The 15024-nt window shown below is 71.5% G+C and carries 14 protein-coding genes; 4 read left to right on the top strand and 10 right to left on the bottom strand.

From position 1 onward, the window contains the following. The first annotated feature begins 23 nt into the window (after positions 1–23). The 4 genes from ABD056_RS03410 to ABD056_RS03425 all read left to right on the top strand — a co-directional run bounded on the left by ABD056_RS03410 (position 24) and on the right by ABD056_RS03425 (position 2831). Entirely contained in the window at positions 24–1208 is a 1185-nt protein-coding gene (locus ABD056_RS03410) for a type III PLP-dependent enzyme (RefSeq protein WP_343864423.1), read from the top strand. A 141-nt stretch (positions 1209–1349) separates the two neighbouring features. After that, positions 1350–1595 (top strand): type II toxin-antitoxin system Phd/YefM family antitoxin, encoded by a 246-nt coding sequence (locus ABD056_RS03415; protein WP_343864425.1) that lies wholly within the window; start codon positions 1350–1352, stop codon positions 1593–1595. Further along, complete coding sequence (locus tag ABD056_RS03420; protein ID WP_343864427.1) at positions 1585–2043, top strand: PIN domain-containing protein; 459 nt, start codon at positions 1585–1587, stop codon at positions 2041–2043. Before ABD056_RS03415 ends, ABD056_RS03420 begins: the two co-directional genes overlap by 11 nt. Continuing rightward, positions 2040–2831 carry a hypothetical protein gene (locus tag ABD056_RS03425; protein ID WP_343864429.1) on the top strand — a complete coding sequence of 264 codons (792 nt, stop codon included), beginning with the start codon at positions 2040–2042 and terminating at the stop codon, positions 2829–2831. Before ABD056_RS03420 ends, ABD056_RS03425 begins: the two co-directional genes overlap by 4 nt. Here ABD056_RS03425 and ABD056_RS03430 read toward each other — a convergent pair. The 10 genes from ABD056_RS03430 to ABD056_RS03475 all read right to left on the bottom strand — a co-directional run. Then, entirely contained in the window at positions 2818–3597 is a 780-nt protein-coding gene (locus ABD056_RS03430) for a TerC family protein (RefSeq protein WP_343864431.1), read from the bottom strand. The genes ABD056_RS03425 and ABD056_RS03430 overlap by 14 nt on opposite strands. Before the next feature lie 100 nt (positions 3598–3697). Further along, positions 3698–4552 carry a polyamine aminopropyltransferase gene (gene speE / locus ABD056_RS03435; RefSeq protein ID WP_343864433.1) on the bottom strand — a complete coding sequence of 285 codons (855 nt, stop codon included), beginning with the start codon at positions 4550–4552 and terminating at the stop codon, positions 3698–3700. Positions 4553–4767: 215 nt separating this feature from the next. Next, the gene (locus ABD056_RS03440; protein ID WP_343864435.1) at positions 4768–6996 is read right to left on the bottom strand and encodes a diguanylate cyclase domain-containing protein; all 2229 of its coding nucleotides are present in this window, start codon (positions 6994–6996) and stop codon (positions 4768–4770) included. A 61-nt stretch (positions 6997–7057) separates the two neighbouring features. Beyond that, entirely contained in the window at positions 7058–7675 is a 618-nt protein-coding gene (locus ABD056_RS03445) for a chemotaxis protein CheC (RefSeq protein ID WP_343864437.1), read from the bottom strand. Next, a complete protein-coding gene (locus tag ABD056_RS03450) occupies positions 7675–8043 on the bottom strand; it encodes a response regulator transcription factor (protein ID WP_343864439.1) in 369 nt (122 codons plus the stop codon). Before ABD056_RS03450 ends, ABD056_RS03445 begins: the two co-directional genes overlap by 1 nt. A gap of 122 nt (positions 8044–8165) precedes the next feature. Beyond that, positions 8166–8696 carry a hypothetical protein gene (locus ABD056_RS03455; RefSeq protein WP_343864441.1) on the bottom strand — a complete coding sequence of 177 codons (531 nt, stop codon included), beginning with the start codon at positions 8694–8696 and terminating at the stop codon, positions 8166–8168. A gap of 193 nt (positions 8697–8889) precedes the next feature. Further along, a complete protein-coding gene (locus tag ABD056_RS03460; RefSeq protein WP_343864443.1) occupies positions 8890–11469 on the bottom strand; it encodes an HWE histidine kinase domain-containing protein in 2580 nt (859 codons plus the stop codon). Between the two features lie 4 nt (positions 11470–11473). Then, on the bottom strand, positions 11474–12022 hold the full coding sequence (locus ABD056_RS03465; RefSeq protein ID WP_343864444.1) for a biliverdin-producing heme oxygenase: 549 nt from the start codon (positions 12020–12022) through the stop codon (positions 11474–11476). 200 nt (positions 12023–12222) lie between these two features. After that, positions 12223–13971, bottom strand: a complete 1749-nt coding sequence (locus ABD056_RS03470; RefSeq protein WP_343864446.1) for an acyl-CoA dehydrogenase — start codon at positions 13969–13971, stop codon at positions 12223–12225. 12 nt (positions 13972–13983) lie between these two features. Next, the coding region (locus ABD056_RS03475; protein ID WP_343864448.1) for an enoyl-CoA hydratase/isomerase family protein at positions 13984–15024 on the bottom strand (1041 nt) is incomplete at its 5' end.

A 15024-nucleotide genomic window follows, 5' to 3' on the forward strand; every position in this document is an offset into this window, starting at 1 on the left:
ACCGGTTTTGGGGAGGGGTCAAAATGAGCCAGCTGTATAGCTGCACTGCGGAGGTCGTTGACGTCCTTCAGCCCATCGATCCGATTCACTGCGTGCGCACGGATGTCCTCCGCGCGACGGCGCGCCGGTTCGTGCAGGCTTTTCCCGGCGATGTGCTCTACGCCGTGAAGTGCAACGATCATCCCGTGGTGCTGCAGGCCCTCCACGAGGGCGGTATCCGACACTTCGACACGGCCTCCATTACGGAAATCCGCAACGTGCGGGGCCAGCTGCCCGCCGCCGAGTGTCATTACATGCACCCGATCAAGTCGCCGGATGCCATCGCCGAGGCTTACTACAAGCACGGCGTGCGCTCCTTCGTGCTCGATCACGAGGACGAGCTGGCGAAGATCCTGAAGGTCACCCGCAATGCCCGCGACCTCACCCTGGTGGTGCGGCTGGAGATGCCGCGCGGCCAAGCGCTGATGGACCTGTCGGGCAAGTTCGGCGCCCCCGTCGGCGAAGCGGCCCGCCTGCTGCGCCTGTGCGAGCCGGTGGCCCAGCGCATCGGCCTGACCTTCCATGTCGGTTCCCAGTGCGTCGACGTGCGCGCCTTCGGTGTCGCCATGGACCTGGTGGGCGAGACGCTGAAGCTGGCCCAGGTGGACATCGACCTGCTGGACGTGGGCGGCGGTTTCCCCGGCCAGTACACCGGCGAGGAACCGGCATTCGAGGCCTTCTGCGACGAGATCCGCGCCGGCATCGACCGCATCGGCCTGCCCGACACCTGCCGCCTGCAGTGCGAGCCCGGCCGCGCCCTGGTGTGGGACGGCCTGTCGGTGATCTGCCGCGTCGACCTGCGGCGCGGGTCGTCGGTCTACCTCAACGACGGCACCTACGGCAGCCTGTCGGAACTGAAGTACCTGGGGCCGTGCTTCCCCATCTCGGTCATCCGCCGCCACGGCGAGCCGGTGACCAGCGAGTGGGACGACTTCCAGCTGTTCGGCCCGACCTGCGATTCGGTGGACAGCATGCCCGGCCCGCACCGCATGCCGGCCGACATCCGCACCGGCGACTGGATCGAGATCGGGCTGATGGGCGCCTATTCCAACGCCCTGCGCACCCGCTTCAACGGCTTCCATGCCGACCGTTTCGTGGAGATCCGCCACGAGGACGACGGTGGCAAGGTGACGTGGCTGGGCGACTACAAGGCCCGCAAGGTCGCCTGACAGTCCCCGCCGGAAGAAGACCGGAAACCCCGGAGCAGCCGCCGCCGCTCCGGGGTTTTTCGCGTCGGCGCCTTGACGATGCGGCGGATGTAGCGCAAATGTAGTGCATGCCGTGCCGCTGCCGGCACAAGGAGGCTTGCCATGACCCACCACACCATTTCCGCCCGCGATGCCAACCAGCAGTTCTCCCGCCTGCTCCGCCAGGTGGAGGAGGAGGGGGAGGAAGTCACCATCACCCGCCGCGGCACCCCGGTCGCCCGGCTGGTGCCGGCGGATGGGGCCAGTGACCGCAGCGACCGCGCCTGGGCGAATGTGGAACGGCTGATGGAGGAGGGGTTCGAGATCGGCTCCGGCCGCTTCGACCGAGAGTCGCTCTATGACCGATAAGCCGCTGTTCACCCTCGACACCAACATTCTGGTCTACGCCTTCGCGCGCGACCAGGGCGAGCGGCACGACAAGGCGGCGGCTCTGCTGCGGGACGCGCGGACGACCCGGCGCTGCATCCTCACCGTTCAGGCGCTGGCGGAGCTGTTCCATGTGCTGACGCGCAAGTCCATGGCTTCGGCCGACCGGGCGCGCTTTCTGGTGGAGCAATTGGCGGAGGCGTTTCCCGTCGCTCAAGCCGACAGCACCTGCCTGCTGGATGCCATGGATGCGGTCTGTCACGACAAATGGGCCTTCTGGGACGCCATGATCTGGGCGACGGCGCGCCGGGCCGGGTGTCGCTTCATCCTGACCGAAGACGGGCAGGCGGGGCGGACCCTGCTTGGGGTGACGCTCCTCAATCCCTTCGCTGAGCCGCGGCCATCGGCGCTGGTGACGCTTCTGGCATGACCGCCGTCCTTGGCATCGACGTCGGCTGGGCGGCCGGGCGCAAGTCTTCCGCCGCCTGCCGGCTGGAGTGGGATGCGAATGCGGTCGGCTGGCGCATCGTCCGCATGGGCACCGATGCGGCGGAGCGGCAGGCGGTGCTGGACGATCTGGTGGGGGAGGGGGTGGCGGTCTGCGCCATCGACGGGCCGCTGCATGGCTCGCTCGCCGTCATGGACCGCTACCGCCTGCCGGAACGTCTGCTGACGCGCGGCTTCGGGCGCATCGGCAAGCCCGGCCAGTCCAACAGCCCGACCGGCCGCCGCCTCAACGAAGAAGCCAACGCCTTCGCCCGGCTGGTGCTGGAAACCGGCCGCCTCGCCCCGGCGGCCTTCCCCACCGCCATCCACCCTGGCGCCCTGGCGGAGGCCTTTCCCACCAGCTTCCTCGGCACCATGATGCCCGACGGCCGGGTGCCGGAGCACGGCCTGCGCTCCGACGTCTACTGGAGCCACCTGACCGCCGCCGCGCCGCCGCCGCCCCATGATCTGCTGACGGCCCTGCTCGCCGACCTGCTGCCGGGCCGGGCCTGCGCCGGAAACCTCACCGCCGTGCGTGACCACGACGAGCGGGCGGCCCTGGTCTGCGCCCTGACGGCGGCGGCCATCGCGGCCGACCGCTATGTGGCGGTGGGCGATGGCGCCGACGGCTACATCCACCTCGGCCCGTGGACGCAGCCGTGGGCGCTGGAGCAACTGCACGCCAACGCCGCCGCCTGCGGCCGGCCGGAGGCGGTGGTCATCCGTCGCTGAGGGTGGTGGTGCCGCCGGAGCCCGCTGCCGCCGCCGCCTCCCGCTCCCGCCGCCGGCGGCGGGCGGCCATCAGGTTCAGGGTCTCGACGCCGATGGAGAAGGCGATGGCGAAGTAGAGATAGCCGCGCGGAATGTGGAAGTGCAGGGCATCGGCCACCAGCGCCACGCCGACCAGGATGAGGAACGACAGCGCCAGCATCTTCACCGTCGGGTGCGTGTTGACGAACCGCGCCAGGGGCTCCGCCGCCACCAGCATGACGCCGATGGCGACACAGACGGCGGCGATCATGATGGCGATCTCGTTGGCCATGCCGATGGCGGTCAGCACCGAGTCGAGGCTGAACACCACGTCCAGCACCACGATCTGACCGATCACCATGCCGAAGGCGGCGCGGGCGCGGGCCAGGGGAGCGGCCTGGCCGCCGTCCTCCGGTTCCATGGTCTCGTGGATCTCCACCGTCGCCTTGTAGATGAGGAAGGCGCCGCCGGCGGCCAGGATGATGTCGCGCCACGAGGCCTCGAACCCGCCCAGGCGGAATACCGGCTCCGTCAGTCCGATGATCCACGCCAGGCTGGCCAGCAGGCCGACGCGGGCGAACAGCGCCAGCCCGAGGCCGATGCGGCGGGCGGTGCGCTGCTGCTCCGCCGGCAGGCGGGCGGAGACGATGGACAGGAAGATCACGTTGTCGACGCCGAGCACGACTTCCAGCGCGCTCAGGGTCAGGAAACTCATCCACGCTTCAGGACTGGTCAGCAGGTGCAGCATGATGGCGATGCTCGGTGCCGGAGGGGGAGGGGGCACGCAAAAGGGGCGGCCCGCCAGCAACGCCGGGCCGCCCCTCGGGGTCTCTGCAGAAGATGCAGGTCTATGACGCGAGCCGCCTGATCCACTCCGGCAGCGCAAATGCGGCGGTGTGGATGGCGGCGTTGTAGTAGTCGGTGGCAAGCCCCGCCGCCTCCACCCGCCGGGCCACGTCCGCCGCCGGCAGGCTGCCGAGGGCGGTGCCGCGCGACGCCCACGTCAGCGCCATGAAGCCGCCGATGTAGGTCGGGGTGACGGTCAGGTAGGTGCCGGCATGGGGAAACACGCCGCGCAGCTGGGTCAGGGTTTCGCTCAGTTCCTCCGGCTGGAAGAAGGGGCAGCCGTTCTGGAACACGGCGATGCCGCGGTCGCTGAGGGCGCGCTTCAGCAGCTCGTAGAATTCGGTGGCGAACAGCACCTCGGCCGGGCCGATGGGATCGGGGCGGTCGGCGATGATCAGGTCGTAACGGCCGGCGGCGGCGTCTTCCTTCAGGAACTCGAAGGCGTCGCGGATGTGCAGGTGGAAGCGCGGATTGTCGAAGGCGCCGTTGTTGACGTGGGCGAAGTGCTGGCGGCAGGCCGCCACCACCTCGCCGTCGATCTCGCACATGTCCACTTCGACATTGGGGTGCTTCAGGCATTCCTCGGCAATGGCGCCGTCGCCGCCGCCGACGATCATCACCCGCGCCACGCCGCCGTGCTCGATCATCGGCAGGTGGGTGAGCATCTCGGAATAGGCCGACTCGTCGCGGTCGGAAATCTGCACCACCCCGTCCAGCGCCATCACCCGGCCGAGCGCGCGGGTGTTGAAGATCTGGATGTGCTGGTACTCGGACCGCTTGTCCACCAGCATGTCGCCCTTGACGTCGACGTGCTGGCCATAGCCCGTGTACAGGGTTTCGGAGAAGATGGTCGCCATCGGCTCGCGGCTCCGTCCTGTCTGGTTGTCCCGGTTCGGCTGAGCCGGTGGATATAGACCACCCCCGCCCCCCGGTCACGGGAAAATCCCGCGACCGTGCCTGGGCCGGGCCGGCGAGGGCATCTGTTGATCATGAGGGGCGAATAGGAGGCCTTTGTCGAGCATCGCGTTGAGGATGACGAAGACCTTTCGCGCGATGAAGATGGTCTTCCCGGTCAGGCGCCGGGGTTGGGGCAGGGGGTGTCGCCGGTGCGCCAGGACCAGCAGTTCTTGCCGGCGGCCTTGGCGGCGTACATGGCCGTGTCGGCGATGCTGAGCAGGCTGTCGCCGGTGGGGGCGTCGTCCGGGAACAGGGCGAGGCCGATGCTGGCGCCGATGTGCAGCGTCTCGCCGTTCCACGTCACCGGCTCGCCGATGGCCATCAGCACCTTGGCGGCGATGCGCTCCACATCGGCGGCGGTGCCCACGTTCACCGCCAGCAGCACGAACTCGTCGCCGCCGATGCGGGCGGCGGTGTCGCCTTCGCGCAGGGCGGCCTTCAGGCGGCGGCCGATGGTGGCCAGCACCGTGTCGCCGGCGTCGTGGCCGTGGCGGTCGTTGATGGGCTTGAAGCCGTCGAGGTCGATGAACAGCATGCCGACCCGGTTGCCGTAGCGGCGCGCCTGGGCCAGCGCCGACTGCAGCCGGTCGTAGAGCAGCGAGCGGTTGGCAAGCCCGGTCAGCTGGTCATAGAGCGCCAGATGGCGGATGCGCTCCGCCGCCTGATGGCGGGCGATGGCGATGGCGGCGATGCGGGCGGCACGCTGCATCACGTCCACCGCCGCATCGTCGGGCAGGCCGGGGTCCGCCGAATAGACCGCGAAGGTGCCGAGCACGCTGTCGCCCGGCGTCAGCACCGGCAGCGACCAGCAGGCGCGGAGGCCGGCGGCCTCGGCCAGCGGCGCGAAGGCGGCCCAGTTGGGATCGCTGAGGGTGTCGGAGGTGAAGCGCGGCTGGCCGCTGAAGGCGGCGGCGCCGCACGATCCCACCCCGGCGCCGATGGAGATGCCGTCGATGGCCCGCAGATAGTCGCTCGGCAGTGACGGCGCGGCGCAGTGGTGCAGGGTATCGCCCTGCGGACCCAGCAGCAGCAGCGAGGCCCGATGGCCGGGCAGCTGTTCCTCGATGGCGAGGCAGATGCGCTCCCCCACCACCGGCAGCGGCTCGGCGCGGGCGACCAGTTCCAGGATCTCGCGCTCGGCCCGCAGCAGGGCGGCGGCGCGGTCGCGCTCGGTGACGTCGATGCCGGTGCAGATGAGGTGGCTCGCCACCCCTTCGCGGTCGCGCAGGGTGGTGAAGGTCCAGCGGATGGTGCGCACCGCGCCGGCGGCGGTGCGCAGGCCGGTGGTCAGGCCGCTGGAGGCGGGGCCCTCGCCCTGCTCGTCCAGGCGGAAGGCGGCGGCGGCCTCGGCCTCGGGGATCAGTTCCCCGAGGCGGGTGCCGACCACATGCGCTTCCTGCAGCCCGGTGACGGTCTCGCACGCCCGGTTGAAGGAGACGATGCGGCCGCGCCGGTCGACCACCGCCACCAGGGCGCCGACGGTGCGCAGCACGGCGTTGGTGAAGTCCTGCTCGCGCTGGAGGCGCCGGTTCACTGCCCGCGTTTCGGCCAGGGCGGCGTCGCGTTCCTCCTCGGCGGCGCGGCGCAGGGTGATGTCGCGCTGCACGCCGACGTAATGGGTCAGCTGCTGGCGGCTGTCGAACACCGGCGCCACCATCAGCTCGTTCCAGAACGCCGAGCCGTTCTTGCGGAAGTTGCGGATGACGCCGATGCCCTCGCGCCGTTCGGCGATGGCGGCGCGGATCTCGGCCAGCCCCGGCTGGTCGCCGTCGTCGCCGTGCAGGAAGCGGCAGTTGCGGCCCGCCGCCTCCTCGGCCGAGAAGCCGGTGATCTCGGTGAAGGCGGGGTTGGTGTAGAGGATGGGCATGCCCTCGGCCTGGGCATCGACGATGATGATGCCCTGGCTGGAGGCCTCGATGGCGCGGTTGCGCAGGCGCAGGGCGGCCTGGCTCTCGCGCAGGTGGCGCTCGCGGCGGACGGCGGCCGACACGTCGTTGATCTGCAGCAGGCAGCCCGGCGTAGTGCCGCCGAGCGGCCGCACCGCCGCCGACTGCTGCAGCGGCTCGCCGTCGCCTGGGCGATGCAGGGGCAGCACGCAGCGGTGCAGCTGGTTTGACAGCACCGACGCCATGCCGTGGCGGCAGGCAAGCTGCACCGCCTCCACCAGCGACGGCGACACGTCGGCGCCGAACAGGCTGACGAGGTCGCGGCCGCAGGCGACCGCGGCGCTTACATCGCTGCGGCGAACCAGCCAGGCATTCCAGAACACGATGCGGCCGTCGCGGTCGAACAGCGCCACGCCGCAATCAAGGGCGTCGAGGGCATTGCCGTCGGCACCGGTCATCACGCTGATCCCCCAATTCTCCCGACGCCCCCGCGTCAGTTCCCCAGATGACGCCCCCGCGTCAGCCGCCCAGATTGTGCAGATAGGCGGCGATGGCGCCGCGGAAGGCCGCCGCCGTGCGCAGGTCGACCACGAAGGCGAGGTAGCCTTCCAGGTTGCGCGATTTCAGGCTGAAGTCGATCTGCACCAGCATGATGAACGTATCGCTGTCGCCCAGCAAGCGCGTAAGGCCGCTGCGGCCGGCGTGGAACGGTTCCGGCAGGCTGGCGTGCAGTTCCGTCTTCAGGGCGTTGGCGATGGTCGCAAGGCAGCTGTTGAGGATGATGTTGCCGATTTCGGCCAGCGTTTCCTGTTCCAGCTCCGAGATTTCGTCGGCCGGCAGGTCTTCGCCGATCACCGCCCGCACCAGTTCCAGGCTGCGTTCGCCGGGGAACAGCAGGGCGGCGGTGCCGGTGATCAGGCCCTCGAAGCTCTGCGTCACGCCGGCCACCACCTCCGGCACGCTGTCGGCGAAGGCGGTTTCGGCCTCGGCGGCATCGGCCAGCCGCACCAGCGGCACCGACAGCACCACCTCGTCGCCCACCAGCCGCGAGAAACTGGCGGCGGCACGGCCGACGCCCATGTTCATCAGCTCGGTGACGACGTCCTGCTCGTCGGCGCTGAACTGCCAGGCGGCCATCAGCCGGCGTCCTTGCCTGCGTTCAGCAGAAAGTCCGACAGGTCTTCCTGCCGCGGCGGCTTGGCGATGAAGCTCATGCCCAGCGCGCGGGCGCGGCCGGCGACCGCGTCCTGGATGTTGGCGGTGACCATGGCCATGCGGATTTCCGGGTGGCCGGCGGCCAGTTCCTCGGCCAGTTGCAGGCCGTCGCGGCCGGGCATGTTGAAGTCGATGAGGGCGCGGTCGACGCTCACCCCTTCGACCGCAACGGCGGCTTCATCGGCGGAAGCCGCCTCGATGATGGTGGCATCGGGCACCAGGGCCGTGACAAGGCGGCGCAGAGACAGGCGCGCCACGCGACTGTCGTCGACGATAAGAATGGTCGGCATCAAATTCCCCCCGTTGCCGGCGCGGCCGTCAGGCGCCACGCGGCCTGCGGAATTTATCGCGATTTTTATGGAACGGCAACCGCCGATCGAGACCTCCGATGCCGGATCATCGGCCGACACCCTCAGGACGGGCCGGTGCACTCGAACAGGACGCGGTTGACCATGCGGGTCTGGTCGGCCCCGATGTCCGACGCCAGCCGGGCGCGGGCGGCGAAGGCGCCCAGGCTGGCGCGCACCTCCAGGGCGGCGGCCACCGCGGCCAGTTCGGCCTCGGTCAGCACCGGGTCCAGCCGCTGCCAGAAACAGCGGCAGTTGACGTGCGGGACGCTCGCCTGGCACAGCGCCACCCGGTCGGGGCCCTGATCGCCGGCCTCGGGCGCGGCGGGGGCATCGGCGGCGCCGGCGGTGTCGCCACCCGCCCCGGCGCCGGGGATCGCCCGGCCGTCCGGGGTGCCGGGCAGGAGCAGCAGCAGCAGGACCACCACGCCGATGCCGGCGGCGGCCCCGCCGGCGACGACCGCCAGGATGGTCAGCAGGCGGCGCGGCGAACGGAGGGTGCGGCGCCACCAGATCAGGATGCGCCGGCTGAGGGGGCGGGGTCGGCGTCGCTCGGGCGACGGGGACCGCGGGGCGTAAGCGGAGCGACTGGTCATGATGGTGCCAGCTTTTTCAGACCGCCAGGGTACTTCGGGTTACGCACACGCCATGCCAGCCATCACCCCTGACCACCGGGAGCAAGACCAAGCCGCGACGTGCGGTTTTCGCGCCATGGTTACGGCGACGCTTTCATGCACTATCGCACAGTTGGATGCAATCTGCGACCGCCATTGAAATGTGGTGGCGGTTTTACCCGCGCGGCGCGGTCAGCGTTGCCAGCAGGCCGCGGATCATGTCCAGGTCGTAGGGCTTGGTCAGGCGGGGCACGGCCTGCATCTCCGCCGGGTACTCGCTGGCATCGCCGTAGCCGGTGGCGAAGGCGAACGGCACCCCGTCGGCCTGCAGGGCGGCGGCGGTGGGAAAGCTGGTCTCCGGCCCCAGGTTGACGTCCAGCAGGGCGAAGTCGAACTGTTCCGCCGCCAGCAGCTGCGCCGCCTGGCCGTTGCTGCCGGCCAGGGTCACCTGCTCGCAGCCGAGGCTGAGGAAGGCGGTTTCGGCATCCAGGGCGATGATCAGGTTGTCTTCCACCACCAGCACCCGCAGCGGCGCCGCCACCGGCTGTCCCGCCCCGGCGCCCGCCGCGCCGGTGCCGGCTGCGGCGGCGGCGGCCTGATGACGGCTGCCGGCGCGGTGGACGAAGGCGGCCGGCACCCAGAAGCGGGCGGCGAGCCCTTGCGGTGCATAGTCGACCTGCGCTCGTCCGCGCAGTTCGAAGGGGATGGTGCGTTCGATGATGGTGGAGCCGAAGCCGCGCCGCGCCGGCGGCTGCACCGGCGGACCGCCCACCTCCAGCCAGTCGAGGGTGAGGGCGCCGTCGGGTTCCGGCGTCAGCGTCACCTCCACATGGCCGCGCTGGTCGGTAAGGGCGCCGTACTTGGCGGAATTGGTCATCAGCTCGTGGATCACCAGCGCCAGGGTCGACAGCGCGGCGGGGGCGAGCAGCATGTCGTCGCCGCGCACCCGCACCCGCGCCTGATTGTCGACCAGGAAGCTCTGCGCCTCCACCCGGATGAGGGTGGTGAGCGAGCCGGGGCCCCAGTTCTCGCGCGTGATCTGGTCGTGGGCGCGGGCCAGCGCCTGGATGCGGCTGTCGAGGATTTCCGCGAACCGTTCCGCCGAATCCTCCGACCAGCCGGTCTGGCGGATGAGGCCGCGCACCACCCCCATGATGTTGCGCACCCGGTGGTTCAGTTCCGCGATCAGCAGTTCCTGCTTCTCGCCGGCGCGGTCGCGCACCCGCGCCGCCTCGTCCCCCAGCCGCAGCACCACGTCGAGCAGCACCAGTCGCAGCTGTTCGGCCATGCGGACCTGCGCCCGGTCCCAGGTTTCGCTGCGGCCGGCGACGGCGGTCTTCCAGGCGGCGAAGCTGCGGCGCGGCGACAGGCGCTGGTCGTCGGCGCCGGGCTCGGCCACCTTGTCCGGGTTGCCGGCCCAGGTGACCTGCTGGATCACCTCCGGCCGGAAGAACAGCACATAGTCCCGGGGCGTGCGCGATATCGGCACCGCCAGCAGTCCGGCCGCCTCGCCCGTCCAGGCGGCGGCTTCCGGCACTTCGGCGCTCAGGTGGTCGGTGGCGAAGATCATGTTCACCGGGCTGCCGTCGAGCAGGCGGGTGATGGCGGCGATGTGCTCCGCCGCCGGGGCGACGCCGTGGGTCAGCAGGCGGCCATCAAGCACCACCGCCGCCCCGTGGGCGCGCATGAGCGGGCAGAAGGCGGCGGCGTAGTCCAGCAGCACCTCCGCCGCCGGTCGGTCGGGCGCCATGGCCGCCGCCACCTGCGCCGACAGCCGCCGCACGTCGTCGTCGTGGCGCCGCTCGGCGGCATCAAGCTTGGTCTGCAGCACCAGCGAGAACATCTGCCCGAACAACTGCGCCCCGAGGCGGCTGGCATGACCCAGCACCAGCGGCGTGCGGTGGTGGCAGGCGATCAGCCCCCACAGGGCGTTGTCGACGATGATGGAAATGGACATGGAGGCGCCGACCCCCATGTTGCGCAGGTATTGCAGGTGGATGTCCGACACGCTGCGCAGCACGCTGTCGGACAGGTCGAGCACGCGCCCGTCGCGGTCGCGGCTGGGGTAGACGCGGCAGCCGTCGTCGCCGGCGTCGGCGATCACCCGGATGGTGTTGTGCAGATAGAGCTGGCGGGCCTGCTGCGGGATGTCGGTGGCCGGATAGCGCAGGTGCAGGAAGGGCTCCATGCTGCGCTCGCGCGCTTCGGCCGTCACTTGGCCGCTGCCGTCGGGCAGGAAGCGGTAGACCATCACCCGGTCGAAGCCGGTGAACATGCGCACGTAGCGCGCCGCATCCTCGCACAGGCGCTGCGGCGTCGGGGCGGCCGACAGGCGGTCGATCAGGCTGCGCACCATGGCCAGGGCATCGTCCACCGCCTCGCCGGGCGCGTGGGGCATGAACTCGGTGACGATGGTGTCGGCGGACAGATGCACGGCGACGTCGTAAAGCTGCCCCTCCGGTCCCACCGGCAGGCGCGACACCACCTCGCTGCCGTGGTGGCCGGTGGCGAACTGCAGGCGGTTGCGCAGGGCGTGCAGGGTGTCGCCGTCGAACAGCTCGCGGAACGGCCGGCCCACCATGTCCTCGGCGGTGCGGCCGAGGAAGTCGACCACGTTGTGGGAGGCGTGGGTGATGGTCCAGTCGGCCGCCGCGCCCAGCAGGAAGCCGTGGCGCTGCACCTTGCCGAGCAGGTGGATCGGCTCGCGGTCGCAGGTGGTGAGGTCGACGGAGGACGAAAGCGTGGAAGCGGGCATCGGCCTAGGGAGTCCTGGTCTGCTGGGCGGCCGTCAGAAAGCCGTCGAAGGTGGCGCTGGCCGCCGCCGCGGCGCGGGCGAGGCCGGCGGGCGTCCATGTCAGGCTTTCCAGCCAGGCGAGGAAGGTCGGCCACAGCGGCTGATCCTCGCCATGCCGCAGGAAGGCAGCGGGCAACGGGCCGGGCGCTGCCGCCACCCGTCGCGCCAGCACCCGTCCGCCCAGGCGCGAGCCCTCCAGCACATAGCAGATGCCGGCCACCCCCTCGCGGTCGGCGGGCAGGGTGGGCGGCGGGTCGTGCGGCAGCGGCAGACGGAGCGCGTCCAGATCGTCCTTCAATGCCTGGGACCGCAGCCGGGATGCAGCCGACGGCATCGACGCAAAGGTGGCATCCCCCGCCAGCGCCGCTTCCAGCGGCAGCAGCACCCGCGCATGGGCGCTCAGGAAGCGGCCGTAGGCGGCGGTGTCGGCGAGGTCGAAGAGGCTGAAGGCGGCATCCACCCGGGCATGATGGGCCTGGGTTGCCTGCCTCAGATGATGCCGCGCGGGCTGCATTCGGGGCGATGATCTCCGGTCGGGTGCTGGCGAGGGAACCGCGACGGCAGCCGCCGGCCCGGATGACGAGACCCCGACCTAAGAACCATCTCCGCCCCCGGCAAGGGGCAGGGGGCTGAGTCGAAGGACGGATGCCCCAAGGGGGGCGACGGTCATGCTAGCCGTCGCCGCCCGTCGGCACCACGTCCACTACCTTCGTCTTATGCGGTGGCGGCAGAGGGCCAATCCTGCCCCTCGGCAAGCGCCGCGCCGATGCGCGCCGCCAGCGTCTCCGCCTCCGGCAGCAGCAGGCGGGCGAAGGCGGCGGCGGTGGCCTGCTTGTCGGCGTGGAAGGGCTCGCCACCCCGCGCCGCCGCCGTCGCCATGCGCCCCCACATCCAGCCGTAGGACAGCAGGGCGAACAGCCGCAGGATGTCGGTGGCCGCCGCCGCCCGCGCGGTGGCGGAGGCGGCGGGCAGGTCGTCCACCGTCCGGGCCGCCGCCGCCAGCACCCGGCGCAGGCGGTCCGCCAGGGCGGGCGGCATGGCCGGCAGGTCGGCGTCTACCAGCGCGGACAGGCGCCGGGGCAGGCGGCCGCCGTCGGGCAGCAGCTTGCGGCCGACCAGATCGAGCGCCTGGACGCCGTTGGTGCCTTCATAGATCTGCGTCACCCGCACGTCGCGCACCAGCTGCTCGACACCCCACTCGCGCACATAGCCGTGGCCGCCCAGCACCTGCTGCGCCAGCACGCAGGCATCGAAGCCGAAATCGGTGCCGGCCGCCTTCACCACCGGCGTCAGCAGAGCCACGAGGTCGTCCGCCGCCTCGCGCTCCGGCCCGGCGGGCAGGCGCTCGGCGCGGTCGAGCTGCACCGCCACCCAGGCCGCCAGCGCCCTGCCGCCTTCGGTGGTGGCGCGGGCGATGGCGACCATGCGGGCGACGTCGGGGTGGTGGATGATGGGATCGGCCGGCAGGTCGGGCCGCGACGGACCGTCCGGAGCGCGGCCCTGCAGGCGCTCGGCGGCATAGGCGGCGGCGGTCTGCCAGGCGCATTCGGCGGCGCCGATGCCCTGGATGCCGACAAACAGGCGCTCGTCGTTCATCATGGTGAACATGGCCGGCAGGCCGCGATGGGGCTCGCCGACCAGCCAGCCGACGGCGCCGTCGTAGTTCACCACGCAGGTGGGCGAGGCGTGCAGGCCCATCTTCTCTTCCAGCGAGCCGACCGACCAGCCGTTGCGGCGGCCGTCCGGCAGCACCTTGGGCACCAGGAACAGGCTGATGCCGCGCGTGCCCGGCGGCGCATCGGGCAGGCGGGCGAGCACCAGATGCACCACGTTGTCCGTCAGGTCGTGATCGGCGGCGGAAATAAACATCTTGCTGCCGGTCAGGCGCCAGGTGTCGCCATCGCCATCGCCGTCGGGCTCGGCGCGGGTGCGCAGCAGGCCGAGGTCGGTGCCGCACTGCGGTTCGGTCAGCGCCATGGCGCCGGTCCATTCGCCGGTCGCCATCTTGGGCAGCCAGCGGCGCTTGAGGTCGTCGGAGGCGTGCGCCGCGATGGCCTGCCACGCCCCGCGGGTGAGGCCCGGCAGGATGCTGAAGGCGAGGCTGGCGCCGCACACCATCTCGGTCACCAGGAAGTCCACCACCCGCGGCAGGCCCTGGCCGCCGTAAGCGGGATCAAGCGCGATGCCGGTCCAGGCTCCCTCCGCCCACTGGCGATAGGCGTCGTGGAAGGCGGCGGGCATGACGACCCCGGCCGGCGTCAGGCGGGCGCCCTCGCGGTCGCCGGCGGCATTGGCGGGGAAGACGGCGCCTTCGCAGACCTTGGCCGCTTCCGCCAGCACGGCGTCGACGAGGCCGGCGTCCACCTCCGCCAGTCCGGGCAGGCCGGCGAGGGCGGTGGAGACGTCCAGCACCTCGTGCAGCAGGAAGCGCATGTCGCGGACGGGGGCGGCATAGACGGTCATCGGGCACGGTCCTCAGTTGGCGAGCGGCTTGCCGGTCTCAAGCATGGCGCGCAGGCGGTCGCGGCTGGCGGCGGTGGCGGCGAGGCGGCGCACCGCCTCGCGCTCCAGGGCGTAAAGCGCGTCTTCCGCCACCGGGGCCGAGGGCTGGGTATCGCCGCCGGTGACGATGGCGGCCAGTTCCTCCAGCACCACCCCATCGTGGGCGGACAGACGTCCGGCGGCGCGGGCGGCGTGGACGCCGTTCATCAGCGAGACGCGCCCCGATGGCCCCGGCAGGGCAATGGCCTGCTCGGCGGGCGGCACGTAGCCCGGCACCAGGGCGAGGCAGCGGGCCTTCGCATCGGCCAGCAGGCGGTCGCGGTTCATGGTGATGCCGTCGCCCGCGCCGAGCAATCCCATGGCCCGCGCCTCCAGGGCGGAGCGGGAGATGCGGGCGCCGGCGATGGTCTCGAAGGCGGCGGCGGGGGCGGGCAGGGGGCCTTTCGGCAGGTCGGCGCGGGCGCCCATGCGCAGCAGCAGGCGGGTGGTGCCGCCCCAGCCGGGAATGATGCCAACCAGCCGCTCCACCAGCCCGAGGCCGGCTTCCGCCCACGCCTGGATGGCGTCGCAGTGCAGCAGGATCTCGCAGCCGCCGCCGACCGCCACCCCCTGTGGCGCCCCGACCACCGGGAAGGGCGCGGCCCGCAGGGCGCGGAACGCCTGCTGGCCGCGCAGGATGTAGGCGTCGAGCCCGGCGGGGTCGTCCAGCAGGGCGACGAAGCGGGCCAGATCGGCGCCGGCGGAGAAGGCGCGGGGGTGATCATTGGCGAGCACCAGTCCGGCGATGTCGCGCCGCGCCGTCGCCCGCTCCACCGCCGCCAGCAGGTCTTCCGACACCACGTTCATCTTGGTGCGGAAGGACAGGCAGGCGATGCCGTCGCCGAGGTCGCGCAGCACGGCAGCCGGCGTGTCCTCCATCACCGCCGCATCGTCCAGGCGCAGCACGCCCGGCGCCCGCAGCGGCGGCCGGTTGAAGCCGCCGGCGGCGGGGGGCTCGGCGAGCAGCGGGGGGAG

Origin of the sequence: Caenispirillum bisanense (assembly GCF_039523075.1) — a bacterium.
GTDB lineage: Bacteria > Pseudomonadota > Alphaproteobacteria > Rhodospirillales > Rhodospirillaceae > Caenispirillum > Caenispirillum bisanense.

Coding starts and splice junctions, on each gene's coding strand:
- ABD056_RS03470 (WP_343864446.1), bottom strand. CDS start 13,971: ATGACCGTCTATGCCGCCCCCGTCCGCGACATGCGCTTCCTGCTGCAC.
- speE (WP_343864433.1), bottom strand. CDS start 4,552: ATGGCGACCATCTTCTCCGAAACCCTGTACACGGGCTATGGCCAGCAC.
- ABD056_RS03455 (WP_343864441.1), bottom strand. CDS start 8,696: ATGACCAGTCGCTCCGCTTACGCCCCGCGGTCCCCGTCGCCCGAGCGA.
- ABD056_RS03450 (WP_343864439.1), bottom strand. CDS start 8,043: ATGCCGACCATTCTTATCGTCGACGACAGTCGCGTGGCGCGCCTGTCT.
- ABD056_RS03410 (WP_343864423.1), top strand. CDS start 24: ATGAGCCAGCTGTATAGCTGCACTGCGGAGGTCGTTGACGTCCTTCAG.
- ABD056_RS03415 (WP_343864425.1), top strand. CDS start 1,350: ATGACCCACCACACCATTTCCGCCCGCGATGCCAACCAGCAGTTCTCC.
- ABD056_RS03460 (WP_343864443.1), bottom strand. CDS start 11,469: ATGCCCGCTTCCACGCTTTCGTCCTCCGTCGACCTCACCACCTGCGAC.
- ABD056_RS03445 (WP_343864437.1), bottom strand. CDS start 7,675: ATGGCCGCCTGGCAGTTCAGCGCCGACGAGCAGGACGTCGTCACCGAG.
- ABD056_RS03420 (WP_343864427.1), top strand. CDS start 1,585: ATGACCGATAAGCCGCTGTTCACCCTCGACACCAACATTCTGGTCTAC.
- ABD056_RS03465 (WP_343864444.1), bottom strand. CDS start 12,022: ATGCAGCCCGCGCGGCATCATCTGAGGCAGGCAACCCAGGCCCATCAT.
- ABD056_RS03430 (WP_343864431.1), bottom strand. CDS start 3,597: ATGCTGCACCTGCTGACCAGTCCTGAAGCGTGGATGAGTTTCCTGACC.
- ABD056_RS03440 (WP_343864435.1), bottom strand. CDS start 6,996: ATGACCGGTGCCGACGGCAATGCCCTCGACGCCCTTGATTGCGGCGTG.
- ABD056_RS03425 (WP_343864429.1), top strand. CDS start 2,040: ATGACCGCCGTCCTTGGCATCGACGTCGGCTGGGCGGCCGGGCGCAAG.